Consider the following 22,852-nt stretch of genomic DNA (forward strand, 5'->3'; position numbering starts at 1 on the left):
GGCTTTTTTATGTCTGCCTATCAGCTAGCGATAGCTCAGCAAAGCCGGCACGTCCACATCCCACAACACACCGGGATCATCTACCGCCACTTCCTTTAGCGACGCATGGGCAAACAGTGGCTTTGCTCCACGATCACCCGTCAGCGCCATTAACGCCGGGCCGAACGAACGGCCAAACCCTACGGGATGCCCGTACTGGCCTGCGTGCACCGGCACACTGATATCGTCTTCTTCAAGGCCTGCCATCACCTGCTCGATACTCGTGGACAGGATGAACGGCATATCTCCCAGCACCACCAACCAGCCAGCAGACGGCCCGCTGGCCGCCACCGCCGCGGCGATGCTGTCGCCCATGCCCGGCGAGCGCAAAAGCAGCACTTCGCAACGGTGCACTTTTGCCAGCCGGATGACCTCCGTGCGATCCGGCGACGTCACCAGCCAACGCCTGCTAACCGTCGGCGGCAAATTCACCAGCACCTGTTCGATCACCGGCCGCGTGATGCCATCCCGGCCCACGCAAGGCGCCAGCAACTTGTCCTGATCCGCGCCCGCCTCGGCCCGAAAACGACTGCCCTGCCCCGCCGCCAGGATGATCGCGGTGACGCCCGTCAACTGACTGCTGCCTGCAACGGCTTTTTCTGCAACAGATCAATCCCGTTCTTGATGGCGACGATTTCTGCCATCAACGACAAGGCGATCTCCGCCGGTGTATGGCTGCCGATATGCAGACCGATAGGGCCATGCAACCGCGCAATGGCCTCCGCACTTAACCCCAGCGCCGCAAGGTTCTCCCGGCGTTTCTGGCTGTTGACCCGCGAACCCAGGGCGCCAATATAGAACGCCTTGGAATTGAGGGCCGTCAGCAGCGCCATGTCATCCAGGCGCGGGTCATGGGTGAGCGCGACGATGGCGGTGCGTTCATCGGTCTGGATATTCAGCACCGCTTCATCCGGCATGCCCGGCACAAAGCGTCCGTGCTGCTCTTCCCAGCCATAGACAAACTCCTGGCGCGGGTCGCAGATCAGCACTTCGAAATCCAGCAACCGCGCCATTTCCGCCACATAACGTGACAGCTGGCCTGCGCCGATCAGCAGCAGGCGCCAGCGCGGGCCATAAATCGCCCGCAATCGGTCACCGTCGAAGGTGACCGTATCGGTCTTGCTCGCACCGCTCAGCACCACCTCACCGGTGGCCAAGTCCAACTCGCGGGCGACAATCTCGTGCGCCTCGCAACGCGCCAGCAGTTCAGCGACCCAACCCGGATCGCCCACCCGCTCCTCCGTCAGGCGCAAGGTGCCGCCACAGGGCAGGCCAAACCTTGCGGCCTCATCGCGGGTGACGCCATAGGTCACGAGCTGTACTGGCGGCCCGTCATCAGGCAACCGGCCATCCTGCAAACGGGCGATCAAGTCGTCCTCAATACACCCGCCCGACACCGAGCCAATCACCACCCCATCGCCACGCAAGGCCAGCATGGCCCCCGGTGGGCGCGGCGCGCTGCCCCACGTCTGGACCACGCTGTACAGCACCACCCGCTGCCCGGCGCGGCGCCATTCCAGCACGCTGCGCAATACATTCAGATCGACACTGTCCATCAGGCGTTCGCCTCCTGCCAATCTTCCATGAGCTGATAAAAATATGGGTAGTCAGCTAAGTTAACTCAGCGGAAATAAAAAAGCCCTGCAATGCAGGGCTTGGTGCGTCAAAAAACAAGCTTAGTTCAATAGCGATTGGGCTCCATTTCCAGCACAACCTTGAAACGCTTTTCGATGTCCTGCTGGATACGTAGCGCCAGGCCGGCAATGTCCTGGCCGGTGGCCGCGCCGTAGTTCACCAGCACCAGTGCCTGCAAGCGATGCACACCGGCGTCTCCCTCGCGAAAGCCCTTCCAGCCAGCCTTGTCGATCAGCCAGCCGGCGGCCAGTTTCATCTGCCCATCGGCCTGAGGGTAAGCCACCAGGTCCGGGTATTGACGCTGCAACTCGGCGGCCAGCGCCTGGGACACCAGCGGGTTCTTGAAGAAGCTGCCAGCATTGCCGAGTACCGCCGGGTCCGGGAGTTTCTCGCTTCGAATACTGCAAATGGCCCGGCTGACGTCGCTGGGGGTGGCCTGCGTAATGCCTTGCTCGGTCAGGCGCTGTTGCACCGGCCCGTACTCAAGCTTCAGGTGCACGGCGCGACTCAAGGCAAATCGCACCCTAAGGATCAGCCAGCGGCCAGTTTCTTGCTTGAACAGGCTATCGCGGTAGGCAAAGTTGCACTCGGCCAGGCTGAAATCCCGCAGCTCGCCGGTCTGGCGGTCGAGGGCGGTCAGGCCGGCGAACACGTCCTTGATCTCCACCCCGTAGGCGCCGATGTTCTGCATCGGTGCAGCGCCGACCGTGCCCGGGATGAGGCTGAGGTTTTCCAGGCCGGAAAAACCCTGGGCCAACGTCCACAGTACAAAGGGATGCCAGGCTTCGCCGGCTTCGGCTTCGACCACGACGTGCACACCATCATCCTGCACTACCCGAATGCCGTGGCTGGCCATGCGCAGCACCAGCGCGTCGAGGTCCTGGGTCAACAGCAAATTGCTGCCACCACCAATCACCAGTAATGGCAGTTGTTGCCCGGCGGCGTAGGCCAACGCCTCACGCACGTCCGCGTCGTTGTGGGCTTCGGCAAACAGCCGGGCACTCACGTCGATGCCAAAGCTGTTGAACGGCTTGAGGGAAACCTGTGCCTGCACCTGCAACGTCATAACCGGCCCTTCAATTCAATCACCAACGAGTCACAGGCACGCTCGATCAGGTCGAGGACAGTTTCGAAGCCCTGCTCGCCTTCGTAGTAAGGGTCCGGCACCTCATCCACCACCGAGTCGTAACGGCGCAGGAACAGGTCCAGGTCCGCCTTGCCCTGGGCCGGCTGCATGGCCTTGAGGTTGCGCAGGTTGCTCTGGTCCATGGCCAGGATCAGGTCGTAGCGGGAAAAGTCCGCACGCGACACCTGCTGTGCACGCTGGGCCGACAAGTCGTAGCCACGCTGCAGCGCCGCTCGCTGGCTGCGCTTGTCCGGCGGGTTGCCGACGTGCCATTCACCGGTGCCGGCCGAAGCCACTTCAACCTGATCACTCAGGCCGGCTTCACGCAGTTTGTGACGCAACACGCCTTCTGCCGTGGGCGAACGGCAGATATTGCCCAGGCAGACGAACAGAACCTGCATCAGGCCCCCAGCAGGCGACGGACGCGCTCGAGGTCTTCAGGGGTGTCGACACCGGCCGGTGGCGCTTCCAGGGCATCGCCCACGTGAATGCGCACGCCGTGCCACAGGGCCCGCAGTTGTTCCAGGGATTCGGTGTTTTCCAGCCAGCACGGCCCCCAGCTGACGAAGTCATGCAGGAAACCGGCGCGGTAGGCGTAAATGCCGATGTGGCGGCGGTAAGGCACGCCAGCCGGCAGCACGTCCGGCTGTTTGGCGAATGCATCCCGCGCCCACGGCAAGGTGGAGCGGCTGAAGGTCAGCGCCAGGCCATTGATGTCGCTGACCACTTTCACCACGTTGGGGTTGAACAGGGTCTCGATGTCTTCAATCGGCTCGGCCAGGGTCGCCATGCGGGCTTCGCCATGGGCTGCCAGGTTGGCTGCGACCTGATCGATCACGCAGGGCGGAATCAACGGCTCGTCGCCTTGCACGTTGACCACGATGGCGTCGGCCGCCAGCCCCAGCTTGGTGGCCACTTCGGCCAGGCGGTCGGTGCCGGAATTGTGGTCTTCACGGGTCAGCACCGCTTCGGCGCCAAAGCGTTTGCAGGCCTCGATGATGCGCGGATCATCGGTGGCCACCACCACCCGCTCGGCGCTGCTTTTGCAGGCCTGTTCCCACACCAGCTGGATCATCGGCTTGTCGCCGATCAGCTGCAGCGGTTTGCCGGGCAGGCGGGTGGAGGCGTAGCGGGACGGGATGACAACGGTGAAGGCGGTGGTCATTTATCCAGGCGCTCGTCGGTGGTCAGGGTACGGGCTTCGCTTTCGAGCATTACCGGAATGCCATCACGGATCGGGTAAGCCAGGCCGGCGCCCTTGCTGATCAGCTCGGTTTTGTCGGCGCTGAGCTTGAGTGGGCCTTTGCAGATCGGGCAAGCAAGGATATCGAGCAGTTTGGTGTCCATGAGTGTGTCCTGGAGAGCAGCGTTTTAAGGCAAAAGGCGGGCGGGCAGCAAGCGCATCAACTGCGTGTCGAACCAGGCGACAAACGCCGGTGACGGTGCCGCGTCCACCGCAAGGTACCACCAGTCGGGCCTGGCAAAGGCGCGGCACTTCACCGCGTCCTTTTCAGTCATGACCAACGGCAGTGCCGGTGTGAAATTCAAGACCTCGGCGCTGTAGGGCGCGTGGTCGGCAAAAGCATGGGGTATTGGGCGCCAGTGTAGCGTTTCAAGGGTGTTGAAGAAACGTTGCGGGTTACCGATACCGGCCACCGCATGCACCTGCTGCCCCACCGGGAAGTGATCCACGGGTTTGCGCTCGCCGGTGTGCAGGTTGACCAGCGTGGTGGGCAACAGACGGAAGGCAAAGCCATCCTCGCGGTCAGCGCCTGCGCCGTTGTAAAGCAGCGCATCGACGCTCTGCAAACGCTCAGCCGGCTCGCGCAACGGGCCCGCCGGCAGGCAACGGCGATTGCCGAGCCCACGGGCGGCGTCAATCAACACCAGCTCCAGGTCACGGGCAAGGCGGTAATGTTGCAGGCCATCGTCGGAAAGAATCAGGTCCAGGGTTTCGCTGGCCAGCAGCGCTTTTACGGCGCGGCTGCGGTCGGGGTCGATCATCAGCGGTACGCCGCTGCGTTGTACGATCAACAGCGGTTCATCCCCCGCCACCGCAGCGGTATCACTGGCTTCAACGCGCCATGGAAATTGTGGCGGTTTTGCGCCATAACCCCGGCTGACCACGCCGACGCGCAAGCCGCTGCGCTGGCAATGGTCGATCAGCCAAAGAATCAGGGGGGTCTTGCCGGTGCCACCGACGGTGATATTGCCGACGACCACAACCGGCACCGGCGACTGATAGATCTCGCCCTCGCCCGCCAGGAACCGCGCACGTTTGCGCTGCACCACACCGCGATAGAGGGATTCCAGCGGCTGCAGCAACGCCAGCGCCGGATGGCCTTCGTACCAGGCCTTGAGCAAACGATCGGTGATGGCCATCAGGGTTGGCTCGCCGCCTCGACGGTGGTCATGCGCAAATGGCTGAAGCCGAGCTTGCCGGCAGCGTCCATCGCAGTGATCACGGCCTGGTGCTTGGTGTTGCCATCGGCACTGATGGAAAGTGGCAGGCTGGTATCGCCACCCGACTCTTTCTGCAGTGCCTCCATCAGGCTGGCCAGGTCGTTTTTCTCCAGCAACTGGTTATTCACCGAGAACACGCCGTCGGCACTGATGGCGATGTCCAGTTGCTTGGCCTGTTGGTCTTCCGCCGGCGAGCCGCTGACCGCTTCCGGCAGGTCGACCCGCAGTTGGGTTTCCCGGGTAAAGGTGGTGGTGACGACAAAAAACAGCAGCAGGATAAACACGACGTCGATCAATGACGCCAGGTTGATATCAACGTTTTCCCGTTGCTTGCGGCGAAATTTCACGCGTTGCCCTCAACCAGGTCCACATCACGGTCGCCCTGCACCACCTCCACCAGCTTGATGGCCTCCTGTTCCATGCCCACCACCAGTTCGTCGATGCGCCGTTGCAGGAACCGGTGGAAGAACACCGAAGGAATACCGACCATCAGGCCCGCCGCCGTGGTGATCAGGGCCTTGGAAATACCACCGGCCAGCACTGCGGCGTTGGTGGTCATGCCCGAGCCCATGAAGGAGCTGAAAATATCGATCATGCCCAGCACCGTGCCGAGCAGGCCGAGCAACGGCGCCATGGCGGCGATGGTGCCCAGGGCATTGATATAGCGCTCCAGTTCATGGATGACCCGGGCGGCGGCCTCTTCAATACATTCCTTCATGATCTCGCGACCATGCTTGGAGTTGGCAAGGCCGGCGGCGAGGATTTCACCCAGGGGCGAGTTGGCCCGCAGCTCCTTGAGTTTTGCCTTGTCGAGCTGCTTGTTCTTGATCCAGCCCCAGACCTGGCCCAGCAGGTGGTCAGGTGTTACACGGCTGGCACGCAGGGTCCACAGGCGTTCGGCGATGATGCCGAGTGCGGCGATGGAACTCAAAATGATCGGCAACATCATCCAGCCGCCGGATTTGACCAATTCCCACACAGTGAATGTCCCCTCGAAAAAGTGCGCCACTTTACCATAAGGGTCCGGTGGAAGGGCTGGCCTGCCCCAGCGCATCCTGTCGCAGGGGCCGGTCTTTGGTAACGCTGTTTTGCGGCGGGTGCTCACGCCAGAAACGCCGCTGGCTGCGCGCGGCCACGGGCGGCCGGAAGGAGCCCAGTTGCAGGCGAAGCGCGCCTTGTTCGGCACTGTCGTAAATCGCAGCGCCCACCGCCTGGTAACGCTCCAGCACCTGGGGATGGGGGTGGCCAAAGGCATTGACGCGGCCTCGTGAAATCAAAACGGCCTTGGGCGCGAGGCGCTGCAGAAATGGCCCCGACGACGAACTGCGGCTGCCATGGTGGGGCGCCTGCAACCAATCGACAGGGACGCCCAAAGGCGTTGCCAGCAGTGCCCGCTCGGCCTCACGGTCAATATCCCCGGTCAGCAACAACCGCTCGCCATTGGCCTGCACCCGCAACACACAGGACATCTGGTTACCGTCCGTCGCATCAGGCCATTGCCACAATTCGAACGTCACGCCATCCCATTCCCATTGCTCGCCGCTGACACACGCTTGAGTACCGAGCGCCGCCGGTAGCCGCTCGGTCTCACCGCCCACCACACGCTTGATCGGCAGCCCCTGGGCGACAGCCAACGCACCACCGGCATGATCGGCGTCGGCGTGACTGAGCAGCATCAGGTCCAGCCCGGTGACACCCAGCTTGCGCAACGCGGGCAGCACGACACGAGCGCCGAGATCGAACTCGCCGGAACGTGGCCCGGCGTCATACAGCAGCACGTGGTTGCGGGTACGCAGGATGATCGACAACCCTTGGCCGACATCCAGTTGCACCACCTCGACCCGCCCGTGAGGTACCGATTCCCGAGGTGGAAACACCGCCAGCAGCAACATCGGCCAGCCCAACAGTCGAAACGGGACGCCCTTGGGCAGCAATAACAGCACTGCCCCCAACACGCTTACCAGCCATAACCCCACTGGCACTTGGGCCGGGAGCCAGGCCGGCACGTACTGCGCCAGCAGCGCCAGGGCGTTGAACAGCCAATCCAGCGTGCCGCCCGCCAGCCACAACAAACCCTCACCTATATAAGGCAGCGGCAATAACGCCGTCCCCAGCAGCGCCAGGGGCAATACCACCAGGCTGATCCACGGCACCGCCACCAGATTGGCCAGCGGCCCGCTCAGGCTGATGGGCAGGCCGAGCACCAGCAGCAGCGGAAACAGACCGATGGCAATCAACCATTGGGCACGGGTCCAGGCCTGCCAGGCACTCCAGGGGCCCAGTCGACCGCTGAACGCCAGGATCAGCACCGCGACGGCCGCAAAAGACAGCCAGAACCCCGGTTGCAGGCTCGCCAGCGGTTCGAGGACCAGCACTGTGTTCAGCGCCAAGAGCAGCGGCCACCAGATCCCCAGGTGGCGAAACCTCAGCCGCCACAGCAGGACCAATCCCACCATCACGCAAGCCCTTTGCACCGGCACCTCGAAGCCCGCCAGCAAGCCGTAGCCCAGCGCAGCAGCGAACGCCAGCCTGCAGGCCCAGGGCAGCCAAGGCAAGGGTTTCGGCCAACACCCGTAGCGCGCCAGACCGGCGACCAGGCCATAGATCAACCCCGCCAGCAGGCCGATATGCTGGCCGGAAATCACCAATAGATGCACGGTGCCGGTGTCTTGCAGAACCCGCCAATCCTCGGCGGCCAAGCCTGAACCATCCCCAAGCACCAACGCTGCCAGGCCCGCCTCTCGCCCCTGGGCATCCACCGCCAGCAGCCGCTGGCGAATCCCGTCGCGCCAGGCATGTCGCGCAGGCGCCAGCCGCTGGCCATCCTTGACCGAGCCGGTGGCGCCGATCCGCTGGGCCAGCAACCAGGCTTCATAGTCAAAGCCCTCGGTATTGAGCAAGCCGGAAGGACGTTTGAGGGTGACGGCCAACCGCCAGCGCTCGCCGCTCTGAACCAGCGGCCCGCCGCGCCACGACACCCGAATACGCTTGGGCAGCAGGTCCTTGCGTGACCGGCTGTCGGTCAGTTCGAAGCGCACACCGTCAGCCGTCTGCTGCGGCAGCCCGGTCACACGCCCTTCCAGCCAACGGGTCTGGCCATCCAGACGCGGCGCCAGCCGGTCATCCAGTGCCCACTGCGCACTGAGGCACGCCCAGCCCAACCCGAGCAGGAAAAACGCCAGCGGATAGGTGCGAAAAGGCAACAGCATCAGGGCCAGCACCGGTATCAACAGCAACCAGCCGCTGGACGGCAACGCGGGTAAAAAGCGCAAGGCGAGCAGCCCCAACGCCAGTGCGAACATCCCTGTTCTCATGGATCTTTCCTTGAAAGCGACCCAATGAGTCTTAGCCGGGCTACCGATGCGGCCTATTATTATTTGTCACAAAGTCTGAATTTCCCGTTCGTAGAATGCGGGCATACTTGCCCCTCGAACTGACCTGGACCCCTTATGCCACGGCGCTTATTCAAACGGTACATGCCCGATCCGACCAGCATTCGGGAACACAAGTCCTTACGCTTTCTCGGCAAATTGCTGCATGACCCGAACCTCTGGCACCTCAATCGGCATTCGGTCGCGCGGGCCATGGCGGTGGGCCTGTTCGCGGCATTTATCCCTATTCCCTTGCAGATGCTGCTGGCCGCGGTCCTCGCCATCAGCGTGCGCGGCAACATGCCGATTGCCGTCAGCCTGGTCTGGCTGACCAACCCGCTGACCATGCCACCGGTATTCTTCTGTACCTACATGACCGGCGCCTGGCTGATGAACGTGCCACCCCGCAGCCTGCCCGATGAGTTGACCTGGGAATGGATCAGCGGGCAGTTGTCGACGCTCTGGCAACCCTTCCTGCTGGGCTCGGTGGTATTGGGGCTGGTGATGGCGGCGCTGGGTTATTGCCTGACCATGGGCTACTGGCGCTGGTGGGTGGCCCGCCAGTGGAAACGACGCAAACAGCGCAGGCTGTAGGCGTCAGCGGGCGAGCAAGCGCATATGCACGCGCAATCCCTGCCCGGTATTTTCCGCCCACAGGCTGCCGTCCTGACGCTGCACCGCGTTGCGCGCAATGCTCAAGCCCAGGCCAAACCCGCCGTCACCGGGACGCGAGCCGTCCAGCCGGATGAACGGCGCGAAGATCCGCTCCAGCTCCAACTCGTCAATCCCGCCACCCTGGTCCTCCAGCCACAAGTGCCACTCATCGCCCTCGCGTTCGCCCCCCAACTGCACTGTGCCGTTTTGCGGGGAATGGCGGATCGCATTGCGCAGGATATTTTCCAGGGCCTGGGCCAGCAGGTTCAGATGGCCGCGTACCCAGCAGTCAGCACCAAGCTCGCACTGCAAGCGTGACGGCGACCAGCCACTTTCAAAACAGGCGTTTTCCCGAAGCATGTCCCACAGCGCTTGCACCTGGATGTCTTCCTTGGGCAGCGGCGCGCGTTCAGTGTCGAGCCACGCCAATTGAAGGGTGTCTTCCACCAGCCGCTGCATGCCGTCGATTTCCCTTCCCAGGCGCTCGCGCAGTTGGGTCAGGTCCTGCTCGCTGTCGCTGGCCACGCGCAAGCGACTCAACGGCGTGCGCAACTCGTGGGACAGATCCCGCAGCAGTTGCTGCTGGAGCGCCACGGTGCCTTGCAGGCGTTCAGACATCTGGTCAAACGCGCGACCCAACTCCCCCAGTTCATCCTGGCGGCTGGTGGTGTCGCGGGAAAGCCGGGTACTCAGCTGATCAGCGCGCCAGGCATTGGCCTGCTCGCGCAGGTGGTTGAGGGGCATGATCAACAACCGGTAAAGGCCGATGCACAGCAACAGGGTGAACAGCCCGGGAATCACGCCATTGGTCACGATTCGCCAGAACAACTGGTGTTGCCCGGGCATAAAACGCCTTGGCAACTCGATCACCAGAGACCCCGCACCCGGGTCGAGCGGGAACGGGATTTTCAACCATGGCAGGCCCTTGGCATGCCGGCTGACGGGCCAGTCCAGGCCACGCAGGAAGGTCAGGCGCTGGCTTTCCTTGTCCGTCAGCGGGTAGCTGCTCAGGGATTGCAGATCGTTGCCAATGACACCCACCCACGTACGCTCGCGCTGGCCCATGGTGTGCAGCCACTCGTCTACACCGGCGTTGCCGCCCTGGTTCCAGGCCAGCTCCGCGCCGGCCGCATAACCGCTCAGGGTGGCGCGGGCCTCGCTGGACAGAAAGGCATTCTGCTCTTCCATGTACCGGCCCCAGGACCAACTGAGCCAGATCATCAGCAAGCAGAAGGCAATCAGCAGGCAGGCCAGTTTCCAGAATAACGAGTGCTTGCCCGGCAGCCGTTTGAGCATGGCCTTAAAGCCCGTCATCGTGACCACTCAGCACATAGCCCTTGCCCCACACCGTACGGACTTCCCGCTCGCTGTAGCCGATGGCCTTGAGCTTGCGACGAATCTGGCTGATGTGCATGTCTAGGCTGCGGTCATGGGGCGCATAGCCACGCTGAAATACATGCTGGTAAAGGAAGGCCTTGCTGAGGACTTCCTCACTGTTGCGGTGCAGGGTTTCCAGCAGGCGATATTCGCTGCGGGTCAGCCCGGCCCATTGTTCCCGGTGAAAGACGTCAAACAGCTCATCATCGAAACGCAGGCTACGGGCATCGCCGCGCACCGCCGCCAGGGCCGGCAATGGCCGCCGGTCCAGGGCGACCCGGCGCAGGATCGCCTCGATGCGCACCCGCAACTCGGCCATGCTGAACGGCTTGGGCAGGTAATCATCCGCCCCCAGGCGAAAGCCGCTGATGCGGTCGGCTTCGGCGCCCAGGGCTGACATCAGGATCACCGGGATCGAATGGCTCCGGCGCAAATGCGTGAGCACGGACAGGCCGTCCATGCCCGGCAACAGGATGTCCATCAACACCACGTCGAAGCTCTGATCACGGGCCATTTGCAGGCCCTGCTGGCCATTCTGGCACCAGGTCACCCGAAAGCCACAGCGGCCCAGTTGTTCATGGACATAGGCGCCAAGCACAGGATCATCTTCAATCGCCAGGATACTGGGTAAGCCAACTGCTGCGGGATTCATTAGCGTCTGCAAGTCATTCTCAATGACTGATTATTCAAGATTGGCCCCCCATGAGCAACCGCCGCCGGGCGCCCGATGGTCCAAGGTTTGCTTCAGGTCATTAATTTGCAAGATTCCACGCCGCGCAAATGGCTACACTGCGCAGGTGGCGCGGGCCGGATGCCTGCGCGGAATTTCGACAACAGTGTGGTAGCAGGAGAGTGGCGTGCTTAGAAGAATGGGGATAAAAGGCCGCGTACTGTTGCTGACCTTATTGCCTACCAGCCTGATGGCGTTACTGCTGGGCGGGTATTTCACCTGGATGCAACTGTCGGAGCTGCAGTCGCAGTTGCTGCAACGTGGCGAGATGATCGCCGAGCAACTGGCGCCGCTGGTGGCCCCGGCCCTGAGTACTAAAAACACCGATCTGCTGGAACGCATCGCCACCCAGTCCCTGGAGCAAACCGACGTGCGCGCCGTGTCGTTCCTCGGGCCCGACCGCACGCCACTGGCCCATGCCGGCCCGACCATGCTCAATCAGCCGCCCATCGGCAACAGTTCGCACCTGTTGCAGCGCACCGGCAATGACGCGACGCGTTACCTGCTGCCGGTGTTCGGTCGCCATCGCAACCTCGCCGGTGACCTGATCCCCGACGAGTCCGACCGCCTGTTGGGCTGGGTCGAGCTGGAGCTTTCCCACAACGGTATGTTGCTGCGCGGCTACCGCAGCCTGTTCGCCAGCCTGCTGCTGATCGCCATCGGGCTGATTTGCACTGCGGCGCTGGCGTTGCGTATCAGCCGTACGATCAACGCGCCGATCGGCCTGATCAAGCAGGCCGTGGCACAGCTCAAGGACGGCAACCTGGAAACCCGCTTGCCGCCCCTGGGCAGCCAGGAACTGGATCACCTGGCCTCGGGCATCAACCGCATGGCCGAGACCCTGCAAAACGCCCAGGAAGAATTGCAACACAGCATCGACCAGGCCACCGAAGACGTTCGGCAAAACCTGGAAACCATCGAAATCCAGAACATCGAGCTGGACCTGGCCCGCAAGGAAGCGCTTGAGGCCAGCCGCATCAAGTCGGAGTTCCTGGCCAATATGAGCCATGAGATCCGCACACCGCTGAACGGCATCCTCGGTTTTACCCACCTGTTGCAGAAAAGCGAGCTGTCGCCCCGTCAGCTGGATTACCTGGGCACCATCGAAAAGTCCGCCGACAACCTGCTGGGCATCATCAACGAAATCCTCGATTTCTCGAAAATCGAGGCCGGCAAGCTGGTGCTCGACAGCATCCCGTTCAACCTGCGGGACCTGCTGCAAGACACTCTGACCATCCTCGCCCCGGCCGCCCATGCCAAACAGCTGGAGCTGGTGAGCCTGGTCTACCGTGACACGCCGTTGTCGCTGGTGGGCGACCCGCTGCGGCTCAAGCAGATCCTCACGAACCTGGTGAGCAACGCGATCAAGTTCACCCGCGAAGGCACCATCGTTGCCCGCGCCATGCTGGAAGACGAACAGGAAGACAGCGTGCAACTGCGCATCAGCGTGCAGGACACCGGCATCGGCCTGTCGAACCAGGACGTGCGGGCGCTGTTCCAGGCATTCAGCCAGGCGGACAATTCGCTGTCGCGGCAACCTGGCGGCACCGGCCTGGGGCTGGTGATTTCCAAGCGCCTGATCGAGCAGATGGGCGGCGAGATTGGCGTCGACAGCACGCCGGGGGAAGGCTCGGAATTCTGGATCAGCCTGAACCTGCCAAAGACCCGTGACGACATCGAAGACCTGCCCTCCGCGCCGCTGCTGGGCCGCCGTGTGGCCGTGCTGGAAAACCACGAACTCGCGCGCCAGGCCCTGCAACACCAGTTGGAAGATTGCGGCCTGGAAGTCACGCCGTTCAACAGCCTGGAGAGCCTGACCAACGGGATCACCAGCGCCCACCAGACCGAACAGGCCATCGACCTCGCGGTACTGGGCATTACCGCCAACGACATTCCGCCGGAGCGTTTGAACCAACATCTGTGGGACCTCGAACACCTGGGCTGCAAGGTGCTGGTGTTGTGCCCCACCACCGAACAGCTGCTGTTCAACCCGTCGGTGCCCAACCCCAACAGCCAGTTGCAGGCCAAACCTGCCTGCACACGCAAACTGCGCCGTGCCCTGGCCGACCTGATCAGCCCGCGCCCGTTGCGCAGCGAACCCGGCGAGCCGTTGTCCAGTCGCGCGCCGCGGGTGCTGTGTGTCGATGACAACCCGGCCAACCTGCTGCTGGTGCAAACCCTGCTGGAAGACATGGGCGCCAAGGTCCAGGCGGTGGAAAGCGGCTACTCGGCCATCGAAGCGGTGAAACAGGAAGCCTTCGACCTGGTGTTGATGGACGTGCAAATGCCCGGCATGGACGGTCGCCAGAGCACCGAGGCGATTCGCACCTGGGAAAGTGAACGCCACGGCACACCGCTGCCCATCGTCGCGCTGACCGCCCATGCCATGGCCAACGAAAAACGTGCCCTGCTGCAAAGCGGCATGGATGACTACCTGACCAAACCCATCAGCGAACGGCAACTGGCCCAGGTGGTGTTGAAATGGACCGGGCTGGCCCTGCGCAATCAAGGCCCGGAACGCGGCGCCGAAAGTTTCGGGCAGGCCACGCAATTGCCAGTACTGGACCACGAAGAAGGTTTGCGCCTGGCGGCCGGCAAGGCGGATCTGGCGGCGGACATGCTGGCGATGCTGCTGGCATCGCTGGAGGCCGACCGCGAAGCCATTCGTATCGCCCGCGACGCCAACGACCGCAACGCCCTGATCGAGCGGGTTCACCGCCTGCACGGCGCCACCCGGTATTGCGGCGTGCCACAACTGCGCGCGGCCTGCCAACGGGCCGAGACCCTGCTCAAACAGGACGACGCCAAGGCCATGCCGGCCCTGGATGAACTGGACATGGCGATTGCCCGGCTGGCCAGCGAGGCGCGGGTCAGCGCGTAAGCCTCACACAGCAAAGAGGCTTTCCTGTGGCGAGGGGGCTTGTCCCCCATTGGGCTGCGTAGCGGCCCCAAAAAAAGCGGGAGCGCTACGCACTCCAACGGGGGACAAGCCCCCTCGCCACAAAGGCAGCTTTCCATCATCAAGAAGGAATATTTGATGCGCATCATCCTCTTCAGCAGCCAGACCTACGACCGCGAGAGCTTTCTCGCCCAACCGTTGCCCGAAGGTCTGCAACTGCAATTCCAACCGGCCCGGCTGAACCTCGACACCGTGGCCCTGGCCGAACACCACGAAGTGGTCTGCGCCTTTATCAATGACGACCTCAGCGCCCCGGTGCTGGAGCAACTGGCCAACGGCGGCACGCGCCTGATCGCCCTGCGCTCGGCCGGCTACAACCATGTCGACCTGGCCGCCGCCAAGCGCTTGGGCCTGACCATCGTGCGGGTGCCGGCCTACTCGCCCCATGCGGTGGCCGAACATGCGGTCGCGCTGATCCTGGCCCTCAACCGTCGTCTGCACCGCGCCTACAACCGCACCCGCGACGGCGACTTCAGCCTGCATGGCCTGACCGGTTTCGACTTGGTGGGCAAGACGGTCGGCGTGGTGGGTACCGGGCAGATCGGCGCCACGTTCGCCAAGATCATGGCCGGGTTCGGCTGCCAGTTGCTGGCGTACGACCCCTACCCCAACCCGCAGGTCGAGGCCCTCGGTGCGCGCTATGTGAGCCTGCCGCAGTTGCTCGGCGAGTCACAGATCATCAGCCTGCACTGCCCGCTGACGGCGGACAGCAAACATTTGATCAACGCCCAAAGCCTGGCCCATATGCAGCCCGGCGCAATGCTGATCAACACCGGGCGCGGCGGTTTGGTGGACACTCCGGCGCTGATCGACGCGCTCAAGGACGGCCAACTCGGCTATTTGGGGCTGGATGTGTACGAAGAAGAGGCCCAGCTGTTTTTCGAAGACCGCTCGGACTTGCCCCTGCAAGACGACGTACTGGCACGCCTGCTGACCTTCCCCAACGTGATCATCACCGCGCACCAGGCCTTCCTGACCCGCGAGGCGCTGGGAGCGATTGCCGGCACCACCCTGGCCAACATCGCGGCGTGGGCTGATGGGCAGGCGCAAAACCTCGTCGAAGGATGATCAGCGGTCACATAGCCGCGCCATGATGGGTCGCGGCCCGTGATAGGATGCCGCGCCTATTTGGAGGATCCATGGCCGAACACGATTTCCGCTTCAGCTTGCTGAGCCCGCAACACACCCTGATCGAATGCCGCGCCCTGGTGCCGGGCCGTTATCAGGTCACCGGCAACGGTGGCTCGATCAAGCACGGCGACGTTCTGATCGTCACCCTGCGCGGCAGTAAAACCCTGTCGATGCGCCTCACCGTCGAAGGCGATGCGCGCTACTCCATCCGCCCGGCGGGCCAGTGGGTCGCCATGGCCCAGGGGCCGAAATTCGGCGAGCTGGAGATTCACACCTGGAAGGTCAACTGCGACAGCTGCGACAACGTGCTGGAGTTTGAATTCGCGGTGGAAACCAAGCTGACCAAGGAGCCGCTGCAACCGGCCGCCACTGCACGGGTTACCGAGCTGGGCTGGGCCACGATGGGTGACAAGCACCGCTGCCCGAAATGCCAGCAGGCCGCGCAATGAAAGCCGTGCTGATGCTGGCCGTGCTGGGCGCAGGCCTTGCGGGCTGCGCCAGCGATGAGGTCAAGCTCAAGCAGGATCACAGCTACGTGGTGGAATGGATCGGTGAGCGGCCGCTGATGGATTACGCGCACTTGACCGTGACCCTCGGCGCCGATGGCCGGGCTTACGGCAACGGCGGCTGCAACCACTGGTTCGCGCCCTACACCCTGGACGGCGACAAGCTGAGCTTCGGCAAGGTCGGCAGCACCCGCAAACTCTGCGCCGAGGCGTTGATGGAGCAGGAACACCGTTTCTTCCAGGCCCTGCAGGGCGTACAGCGCTGGGACATCTCGCCGATCGAACAGACACGTTTCTGGCCGGCGGACGGCAAGCCGTTGCGGTTGTGGCTGGAAGAAGGCTGATCAAGCACGATCTTTAAGGCAAAACAGATCCAAATGTGGGAGCGGGCTTGCTCGCGAAGGCGGTATGACAGTCACCAGATACATCGACTGATCCACCGCATTCGCGAGCAAGCCCGCTCCCACATTTTTTAACCGCGCAGCGCCTTGAGCTTGGCCAACACACCTTCCGCCGTCTGCTCACCCATCAGTTGCTCGCGCACCTTGCCCTTGTCATCGATGATGTAGGTCACCGGCAAGGCTTCGCTGCGAGGGATGTCGAAGATTTCGTCCGGGTTCTGCGCCAGTACGGTGAACTTGATGCCCAGTTTCTCGCTGGCGCTTTTGAGCTCTTCACCCTGGGCGTTGTCGAAGTTCACGCCGAACACCCCCACCGACTGGCCCTTGAGCTGTTCGGCCAAGGCGTTCAATTCAGGGATTTCGGTACGGCACGGGCCACACCACTCGGCCCAGTAGTTAACCACCAGCCATTGCTTGTCCAGGCGTTCGGCGGCCACTTTCTGACCGTATTGGTCAACGCCATAATCATTGCCACAGCCGCTGAGCAGCAGTGTGCCGATGATTGCCAATGCGCCTAACAGTCGCCTCGTCATGGGGTAATCCTTCGTAAAAATGAACGTTGGCTGCGGCCTATCGCCTCTCATGGTTTAAGGACGTGGCGCAGCGCGGGTAGAATACCCGCCACCTTACGCAAGATGCGACCCGCACATGACCGATCTGACGCTTTATCACAACCCGCGCTGCTCGAAATCCCGCGGTGCGCTCGAACTGCTGGAGGCCCGTGGCCTCACACCCAACGTGGTGCGCTACCTGGAAACCCCGCTCGACGCCGCGCAATTGCAGGCCTTGCTCGGCAAATTGAAGATCAGCGCGCGACAACTGCTGCGTACTGGCGAAGACGACTACAAAACCCTCAACCTGGCCGACGCCAGCCTCAGCGAGGCGCAGTTGATTGCCGCCATCGCCGCTCATCCGAAACTGATGGAGCGCCCGATCCTCGAAACCGCCGACAAGGCCGTGATCGGCCGCCCGCCGGAGAATGTCCTGGAGCTGGTTTCGTGAGTGCGCCGTATGTGCTGGTGTTGTATTACAGCCGCAACGGCTCGGTCAGCGAAATGGCCCGGCAGATTGCCCGGGGCATCGAGCAAGCCGGGCTAGAGGCGCGGCTGCGTACCGTGCCGGCCATCTCCAGCGAGTGCGAAGCCGTGGCGCCGAGCATTCCGGTCGACGGTCCGCTGTACTGCAGCCTCGACGACCTGCAGAACTGTTCCGGCCTGGCCCTGGGCAGCCCGACCCGTTTCGGCAACATGGCCGCGCCGCTCAAGTACTTTCTCGACGGCACCAGCAACCTGTGGCTGACCGGCGCCCTGGTCGGCAAGCCGGCGGGTGTCTTCACCTCTACCGCCAGCCTGCACGGCGGCCAGGAAACCACGCTGATGTCGATGCTGCTGCCGCTATTGCACCACGGCATGCTGATCACCGGCCTGCCCTACAGCGAACAGGCGTTGCTGGACACCAAAGGCGGCGGTACGCCCTACGGCGCCAGCCACCACTCCGGTGCCGACGGCAAGCGTGCGCTGGATCAGCACGAGATCGCCCTGTGCCGCGCCCTCGGCCTGCGCCTGGCGAAGACCGCCGCGCTACTGGAGAACGGCCGTGGCCAGGAAGCCTAAGGTACTCCCGCCCCAAGCCTGGCTGGAGCCACGGGTCAAGGCGATGCGGGCGCTGAGCCTGCTGGCGTTTCTGGGTCTGGTGGGGTTGCTGTGCGCCTACTACCTGGTGTTCGCCGACCTGCATGGCGCGCGGCCGTGGGTGATTCTGCTGATCGAACTGGTGCCGCTGCTGTTACTGGCACCGGGGATGATTCTGGGCAGCGCGCGCGGGCATTCGTGGATGTGCTTTGTGGTGAACTTGTACTTCATCAAGGGCGCGCTGGCGGCGTATGACCCGAACCGGCAATGGTTTGGCGTGCTGGAAATGCTGGCGAGCCTGGCGGTGTTCTGCACGGCGTTGATGTATGTGCGGTACCGTCATCAGTTGAATCGGCGGTTGGCGGGGGAAGGTTTGCCTGCCTGAATGCATTTATTCAGGCAAAGCCGCCATCAATGTGGCTGGGGAGCTTGTTGTGGCGAGCCCCCTCACCACAAAAGCCCCTCACCACAGGGTTATTTGTCAGGCTCAGTGGTTAACGGTGTAGGCCAACATCATCGACAACTGGCACATCGCCCGCCCGCTTTCGGCATGCCACTGGTTGAACGCGCCCTGTACCGTGGCCAGGTCCCGCAGGCTGGTCGGTACCTTGTCGACAATCTTCTGCGCGTTCAGCGCCGCCACCACGTCATAGCTCGGCACGAACGTGTCCTTGCCCACCATCCGCAAAAAGCGCGGCGCCGACAGCCCGCCCAACTGGTGGCCGTGCTTGCTCAGGTACTTCCACAGGCCGACGATATCGGTCACCGGCCAGTCAGCGATCAACGCGCCGAAACTGCCCTTTTCCTTCTCGATATCCAGAATCATCTGCGCATTGCGCGGCACGCTCTTGAGCTTGCCCAGGTGGCGGATGATGCGCGTGTCCTGCATCAGCCGCTCCAGGTGTTCGGCACCCATCAGCACGACTTTTTCCGGATCAAACCCAAAGAACACCTGCTCGAATGCCGGCCACTTGGCGTCGACCACGCTGTGCTTCAAGCCGGCGCGAAACACCCGCAGCGACAGGGTCGACAGGTAGCGGTCATCGCTGATCTTGCGCAGTTTCGCCGGGGTCAGGGGCACGGGCAGATGGGCTTCCAACTCGGCCGCCGAACCGAAACGGTTCAGACAATATTCGTGCAGCCACTTGTAATCGCGCATGCCCTCTCCTAAGGATTGAAATGAAAACGGCGCCCAGGAGCGCCGTCTGTCAGAGCGGTGAAATGGCTCAGAGGTTCACTACGTTGACGAAGCGCGATGCGGCACTTTCGTCGATACGCAGGCTGGTGAAGTCGAACAGGTTACGGTCGGCCAACTGCGAGGGCTGCACGTTCTGCAAGCTGCGGAAGATGCTGTCGACGCGGCCGGGAGTCTTGCGGTCCCAGTCCTGGAGCATGTCCTTGACCACCTGGCGTTGCAGGTTTTCCTGGGAGCCACAGAGGTTGCACGGGATGATCGGGAATTGCTTGAGGTCGGAGTACGCCTGGATGTCTTTCTCATGGCAGTACGCCAGCGGGCGAATCACCACGTTGCGCCCATCGTCGGCCCGCAGCTTGGGCGGCATGGCCTTGAGGCTGCCGTTGAAGAACATGTTCAGGAAGAACGTTTCGACGATGTCATCGCGGTGATGACCCAGGGCCATCTTGGTCGCGCCGATCTCGTCGGCAAAGGTGTAGAGCGTGCCCCGGCGCAGGCGCGAGCACAGCGAGCAGGTGGTCTTGCCTTCCGGGACCAGTTCCTTGACCACCGAATAGGTGTCTTTCTCGACGATGTGGTACTCGATCCCCAATTCCTTGAGGTAGGCCGGCAGCACATGCTCGGGAAAACCCGGCTGCTTCTGGTCCATGTTCACCGCGACGATCTCGAACTTGATCGGCGCAACCTTTTGCAGGTGCATCAGCACGTCGAGCATGGTGTAGCTGTCCTTGCCGCCGGACAGGCAGACCATGACCTTGTCGCCCTCTTCGATCATGTTGAAATCGGCGACTGCCTCACCGGCCTGGCGACGCAGGCGTTTTTGCAGTTTGTTCTGGTTGACCGTAAGAGTGCCCATGGCGCTTGGATCCGCGAAAGGTGTGTGACGAAAAGCCGGGTATTTTACCGGGATGGGCGAGCGAGTTCCAATTAACAGACCCCGCCGCGATTAAGCCCAATGTTTACAGCGCAATTTGCTCTAAAGCCCTACAGTTTTTCAGGTCATCACTTCCTATACTGCGACATAAGGTCGCACATATATCCAGACCTTTCAGGCCAATTGGCCCGTGGGCGCTCCACTGGGGGGCGATGGTAATAACGACAGGAGTGACTGGCATGATCCATCACGTCGTGGGACTTTTCACCCACCCCGATCAGGAATGGCGGGAAATTCGTGGCGATAAAGAAGAAAGCATCGGCCACATGTACCTCACCCACACGCTGATCCTCGCGGCGATCCCCGCTGTATCAGCCTTTATCGGTACCACTCAGGTAGGTTGGGTCATCGGCAGCCGCGCCCCGGTGATGCTGACGGTGGAAAGCGCGTTGTGGATGACCCTCATGTCTTACGCCGCGATGCTCGGTGGCGTGGCGGTGATGGGCGCGTTCATTCACTGGATGGCCCGCACCTATGACGCCAACCCCAGCATGGCGCGCTGCGTGGCGTTTGCCACCTACACCGCGACACCGCTGTTTATCGGCGGGCTGGCCGCGCTGTACCCGCATATGTGGCTGGGGATGGTCGTCGGCACGGCCGCCATTTGCTACACGGTGTACCTGTTGTACGTAGGGCTGCCGACCTTCATGAATATCCATCCGGACGAAGGTTTTCTGTTTTCCAGCTCGGTGCTGGCGGTAGGCCTGGTGGTGCTGGTGGCGATCATGGCCTTTACCGTGATCGTCTGGGGCCTGGGCGTAGGCCCGATCTACACCAACTGACGCGGTTCAACCCGCAGGAAAAGCCACCGCAAGGTGGCTTTGTGCGTTATGCATGACCATTCGGCGCCTGACAGATTCGGATACACCCTGGTTTGCGGCATACTGGACGTCTCTGGAGATATGTACAGCATGCCCGAGCAACTCAATACCCGCGTCGAAGATTGTTTCCTGCAAGCCGAATCCTTTTTCAAACGAAGCTTCAAACGCCCCCAGGTCAGCCTCAAGCTGCGGGGCCAGAAGGCCGGTGTCGCGCATTTGCACGAGAACCTGCTGCGCTTCAACCCGCAGTTGTACCGTGAAAACAGCCAACACTTCCTTAAACAGACGGTCGCCCATGAAGTGGCGCACCTGATTGCCCACCAATTGTTCGGCGAGCACATCCAGCCCCATGGCGAGGAATGGCAGTTGATCATGCGTGGGGTTTACGAACTGCCGCCGGATCGCTGCCACACCTATGAAATCCAGCGGCGGCGGGTGACGCGGTATATCTACCGCTGCCCGTGTGCCGACAGCGACTTCCCGTTTTCGCCCCAGCGTCATGGGCTGGTAAGCCAGGGGCGGCGGTATTTGTGCCGCAGGTGCCGGCAGACTTTGGTGTTTACCGGGGAAACCAGGGTGGAATAAGGGCCTCATCGCAGGCAAGCCAGCTCCCACATTGGAATGCATTTCAACTGTGGGAGCTGGCTTGCCTGCGATAGCGTCAGCCCAGGCGCTACTGAATCACCTTGGCACGCCGCAGATCGTCTATCTGCCGAGCACTGAAGCCCAACTCTGCCAACACCTCATCGCTGTGAGCGCCCAATGCCGCTCCGATGTGCCTGGCCGCCGGCAAGCCTTCGGAAAACTTCAGCGGACAGGCTATCTGCGCCTGTGCGGAACCATCGCCCCGCGGCACCTGGCTGACCAGCTCCCGGGCTTTCAACTGTGGGTGCTCGACGGCCTCGCTCAGGCCCAATACCGGTTCGACACACGCATCAATTCCGGCAAACAACGCACACAGCTCATCAAAGCTGCGTTTCTCGAACTCGACCTGCAACGCCCGCTTGAGGGCTTGCTGCTGCTCGGGTTTGGGCGACAAGCCCTGCGCGGCCAACTCCGGCCGCCCGAGCGCCGTACACAACTGCTGCATAAAGGCCGGCTCCAGGCTGCCCACCGACAACCAGCGCCCTTCCCGCGAACGGTAATAGTCGTAGAAGCTGCCGCCATTGAGCACCTGGTTCTCCCACGCCGGCTCCACGCCACACGCCAGGTAACCCGCGCCGGCCATGGCATTCAGGCTGAACGCGCAGTCGGTCATGCTCACGTCCAGGTATTGCCCTGTTCCGCTGTGCTGCCGGGCGATCACCGCCGCCAGCAAGCCGACCACCGCGTGCAACGAGCCGCCGCCCACATCCGCCAATTGCACGCCCAGGGGCAACGGGCCGCTGTCCTGACGCCCGGTGTAGCTGGCGATACCGGCCAGGGCCAGGTAGTTGATGTCATGGCCGGCGCGGTCCTTGTAGGGGCCGGTCTGGCCGTAGCCGGTGATGGAGACGTAGATCAGCTTCGGGTTGATCGCCTTCAAGGCCTCGTAGCCCAGGCCCAGGCGCTCCATCACCCCGGGACGAAATTGCTCCAGCACGATGTCGTAGTCCGCCACCAACTGCCCCACGATCGCCACGGCCTCGGCCTGCTTGAGGTCCAGGGCCAGGCTGCGTTTGTTGCGATTGAGGTAGGCATGGCTGGCCGATACACCCTGGTCATGGGGCGGCAACACCCGCAGCAGGTCCATGCGCGTGGGCGACTCGATGCGCAGCACCTCGGCGCCCATGTCGGCCAGCAGCAACGAGGCAAACGGCCCCGGCAGCAAGGTGGAGAAATCCAGTACTTTGAGGGACGCCAAGGGGCCTGACATGAACACTCCGATTCCGGTTCGATG

Annotated in this window: 26 protein-coding genes; 10 read left to right on the forward strand and 16 right to left on the reverse strand. The window is 62.7% G+C overall.

What is annotated here, in order from left to right:
* Nucleotides 1-24 precede the first annotated feature (24 nt).
* From P3C29_RS13720 to P3C29_RS13765, 10 genes are all read right to left on the reverse strand, one after another.
* A complete protein-coding gene (locus P3C29_RS13720; RefSeq protein WP_275964720.1) occupies nt 25-612 on the reverse strand; it encodes a nucleotidyltransferase family protein in 588 nt (195 codons plus the stop codon).
* Entirely contained in the window at nt 609-1,595 is a 987-nt protein-coding gene (locus P3C29_RS13725) for an XdhC family protein (RefSeq protein ID WP_275964721.1), read from the reverse strand. Before P3C29_RS13725 ends, P3C29_RS13720 begins: the two co-directional genes overlap by 4 nt.
* Before the next feature lie 125 nt (nt 1,596-1,720).
* Nucleotides 1,721-2,740 carry a UDP-N-acetylmuramate dehydrogenase gene (gene murB / locus P3C29_RS13730; RefSeq protein WP_275964722.1) on the reverse strand — a complete coding sequence of 340 codons (1,020 nt, stop codon included), beginning with the start codon at nt 2,738-2,740 and terminating at the stop codon, nt 1,721-1,723.
* The gene (locus P3C29_RS13735; protein ID WP_275964723.1) at nt 2,737-3,201 is read right to left on the reverse strand and encodes a low molecular weight protein-tyrosine-phosphatase; all 465 of its coding nucleotides are present in this window, start codon (nt 3,199-3,201) and stop codon (nt 2,737-2,739) included. Before P3C29_RS13735 ends, murB begins: the two co-directional genes overlap by 4 nt.
* Nucleotides 3,201-3,965 carry a 3-deoxy-manno-octulosonate cytidylyltransferase gene (gene kdsB / locus P3C29_RS13740; protein ID WP_275964724.1) on the reverse strand — a complete coding sequence of 255 codons (765 nt, stop codon included), beginning with the start codon at nt 3,963-3,965 and terminating at the stop codon, nt 3,201-3,203. The genes P3C29_RS13735 and kdsB overlap by 1 nt, the downstream gene beginning before the upstream one ends.
* A complete protein-coding gene (locus tag P3C29_RS13745; protein WP_003174668.1) occupies nt 3,962-4,147 on the reverse strand; it encodes a Trm112 family protein in 186 nt (61 codons plus the stop codon). Before P3C29_RS13745 ends, kdsB begins: the two co-directional genes overlap by 4 nt.
* A gap of 24 nt (nt 4,148-4,171) precedes the next feature.
* Nucleotides 4,172-5,182, reverse strand: coding sequence for a tetraacyldisaccharide 4'-kinase (lpxK, locus tag P3C29_RS13750; RefSeq protein ID WP_169386019.1), 1,011 nt, complete (start codon nt 5,180-5,182; stop codon nt 4,172-4,174).
* On the reverse strand, nt 5,182-5,610 hold the full coding sequence (locus tag P3C29_RS13755) for a biopolymer transporter ExbD (protein ID WP_169386020.1): 429 nt from the start codon (nt 5,608-5,610) through the stop codon (nt 5,182-5,184). The genes lpxK and P3C29_RS13755 overlap by 1 nt, the downstream gene beginning before the upstream one ends.
* On the reverse strand, nt 5,607-6,242 hold the full coding sequence (locus P3C29_RS13760; protein WP_010165826.1) for a MotA/TolQ/ExbB proton channel family protein: 636 nt from the start codon (nt 6,240-6,242) through the stop codon (nt 5,607-5,609). Before P3C29_RS13760 ends, P3C29_RS13755 begins: the two co-directional genes overlap by 4 nt.
* Before the next feature lie 31 nt (nt 6,243-6,273).
* Nucleotides 6,274-8,565 carry a DNA internalization-related competence protein ComEC/Rec2 gene (locus P3C29_RS13765; RefSeq protein WP_275964793.1) on the reverse strand — a complete coding sequence of 764 codons (2,292 nt, stop codon included), beginning with the start codon at nt 8,563-8,565 and terminating at the stop codon, nt 6,274-6,276.
* A gap of 147 nt (nt 8,566-8,712) precedes the next feature.
* Here P3C29_RS13765 and P3C29_RS13770 point away from each other — a divergent pair, with 147 nt between their 5' ends.
* Entirely contained in the window at nt 8,713-9,228 is a 516-nt protein-coding gene (locus tag P3C29_RS13770) for a DUF2062 domain-containing protein (protein ID WP_169386021.1), read from the forward strand.
* Between the two features lie 3 nt (nt 9,229-9,231).
* Here P3C29_RS13770 and P3C29_RS13775 read toward each other — a convergent pair whose 3' ends face one another.
* Both P3C29_RS13775 and P3C29_RS13780 read right to left on the reverse strand, forming a co-directional pair.
* Nucleotides 9,232-10,602: a sensor histidine kinase gene (locus P3C29_RS13775; protein WP_010165823.1), complete on the reverse strand. Its 1,371-nt coding sequence runs from the start codon at nt 10,600-10,602 to the stop codon at nt 9,232-9,234.
* Complete coding sequence (locus P3C29_RS13780) at nt 10,589-11,317, reverse strand: response regulator transcription factor (protein WP_275964725.1); 729 nt, start codon at nt 11,315-11,317, stop codon at nt 10,589-10,591. Before P3C29_RS13780 ends, P3C29_RS13775 begins: the two co-directional genes overlap by 14 nt.
* Before the next feature lie 205 nt (nt 11,318-11,522).
* Between P3C29_RS13780 and P3C29_RS13785 the strand changes: the two genes are divergently transcribed.
* From P3C29_RS13785 to P3C29_RS13800, 4 genes are all read left to right on the forward strand, one after another.
* The gene (locus P3C29_RS13785; RefSeq protein WP_201125085.1) at nt 11,523-14,276 is read left to right on the forward strand and encodes a response regulator; all 2,754 of its coding nucleotides are present in this window, start codon (nt 11,523-11,525) and stop codon (nt 14,274-14,276) included.
* Nucleotides 14,277-14,432: 156 nt separating this feature from the next.
* Nucleotides 14,433-15,422, forward strand: coding sequence for a 2-hydroxyacid dehydrogenase (locus P3C29_RS13790; protein WP_010165819.1), 990 nt, complete (start codon nt 14,433-14,435; stop codon nt 15,420-15,422).
* A 71-nt stretch (nt 15,423-15,493) separates the two neighbouring features.
* Nucleotides 15,494-15,934, forward strand: coding sequence for a hypothetical protein (locus P3C29_RS13795; protein WP_010165817.1), 441 nt, complete (start codon nt 15,494-15,496; stop codon nt 15,932-15,934).
* Nucleotides 15,931-16,335 (forward strand): META domain-containing protein, encoded by a 405-nt coding sequence (locus P3C29_RS13800; protein WP_010165815.1) that lies wholly within the window; start codon nt 15,931-15,933, stop codon nt 16,333-16,335. Before P3C29_RS13795 ends, P3C29_RS13800 begins: the two co-directional genes overlap by 4 nt.
* 128 nt (nt 16,336-16,463) lie before the next feature.
* Here the strand turns inward: P3C29_RS13800 and P3C29_RS13805 are convergent, their stop codons facing one another.
* Nucleotides 16,464-16,925 (reverse strand): TlpA disulfide reductase family protein, encoded by a 462-nt coding sequence (locus P3C29_RS13805; protein WP_010165813.1) that lies wholly within the window; start codon nt 16,923-16,925, stop codon nt 16,464-16,466.
* A 115-nt stretch (nt 16,926-17,040) separates the two neighbouring features.
* Between P3C29_RS13805 and arsC the strand changes: the two genes are divergently transcribed.
* From arsC to P3C29_RS13820, 3 genes are read left to right on the forward strand one after another with little or no spacing between them, the layout of a single operon-like run.
* Nucleotides 17,041-17,394: an arsenate reductase (glutaredoxin) gene (arsC, locus tag P3C29_RS13810; protein WP_201125086.1), complete on the forward strand. Its 354-nt coding sequence runs from the start codon at nt 17,041-17,043 to the stop codon at nt 17,392-17,394.
* A complete protein-coding gene (wrbA, locus tag P3C29_RS13815; RefSeq protein ID WP_275964726.1) occupies nt 17,391-18,005 on the forward strand; it encodes an NAD(P)H:quinone oxidoreductase in 615 nt (204 codons plus the stop codon). Before arsC ends, wrbA begins: the two co-directional genes overlap by 4 nt.
* A complete protein-coding gene (locus tag P3C29_RS13820) occupies nt 17,989-18,408 on the forward strand; it encodes a DUF2069 domain-containing protein (RefSeq protein WP_004371393.1) in 420 nt (139 codons plus the stop codon). Before wrbA ends, P3C29_RS13820 begins: the two co-directional genes overlap by 17 nt.
* Nucleotides 18,409-18,510: 102 nt before the next feature.
* Here P3C29_RS13820 and P3C29_RS13825 read toward each other — a convergent pair whose 3' ends face one another.
* Together P3C29_RS13825 and ttcA are read right to left on the reverse strand one after the other, a co-directional pair.
* Nucleotides 18,511-19,182, reverse strand: coding sequence for a DNA-3-methyladenine glycosylase I (locus tag P3C29_RS13825; RefSeq protein WP_275964727.1), 672 nt, complete (start codon nt 19,180-19,182; stop codon nt 18,511-18,513).
* A gap of 67 nt (nt 19,183-19,249) precedes the next feature.
* Complete coding sequence (gene ttcA, locus P3C29_RS13830; protein ID WP_010165804.1) at nt 19,250-20,074, reverse strand: tRNA 2-thiocytidine(32) synthetase TtcA; 825 nt, start codon at nt 20,072-20,074, stop codon at nt 19,250-19,252.
* A gap of 257 nt (nt 20,075-20,331) precedes the next feature.
* Between ttcA and P3C29_RS13835 the strand changes: the two genes are divergently transcribed.
* Both P3C29_RS13835 and P3C29_RS13840 read left to right on the forward strand, forming a co-directional pair.
* Nucleotides 20,332-20,934 (forward strand): Yip1 family protein, encoded by a 603-nt coding sequence (locus tag P3C29_RS13835; protein ID WP_004371402.1) that lies wholly within the window; start codon nt 20,332-20,334, stop codon nt 20,932-20,934.
* Nucleotides 20,935-21,063: 129 nt separating this feature from the next.
* Nucleotides 21,064-21,558, forward strand: a complete 495-nt coding sequence (locus P3C29_RS13840) for a SprT family zinc-dependent metalloprotease (RefSeq protein ID WP_010165798.1) — start codon at nt 21,064-21,066, stop codon at nt 21,556-21,558.
* Nucleotides 21,559-21,646: 88 nt separating this feature from the next.
* Here the strand turns inward: P3C29_RS13840 and P3C29_RS13845 are convergent, their stop codons facing one another.
* Nucleotides 21,647-22,828 carry a CaiB/BaiF CoA-transferase family protein gene (locus tag P3C29_RS13845; protein ID WP_275964728.1) on the reverse strand — a complete coding sequence of 394 codons (1,182 nt, stop codon included), beginning with the start codon at nt 22,826-22,828 and terminating at the stop codon, nt 21,647-21,649.
* Nucleotides 22,829-22,852 lie beyond the last annotated feature (24 nt).

Origin of the sequence: Pseudomonas sp. 1912-s (assembly GCF_029269205.1) — a bacterium.
Classification (GTDB): domain Bacteria; phylum Pseudomonadota; class Gammaproteobacteria; order Pseudomonadales; family Pseudomonadaceae; genus Aquipseudomonas.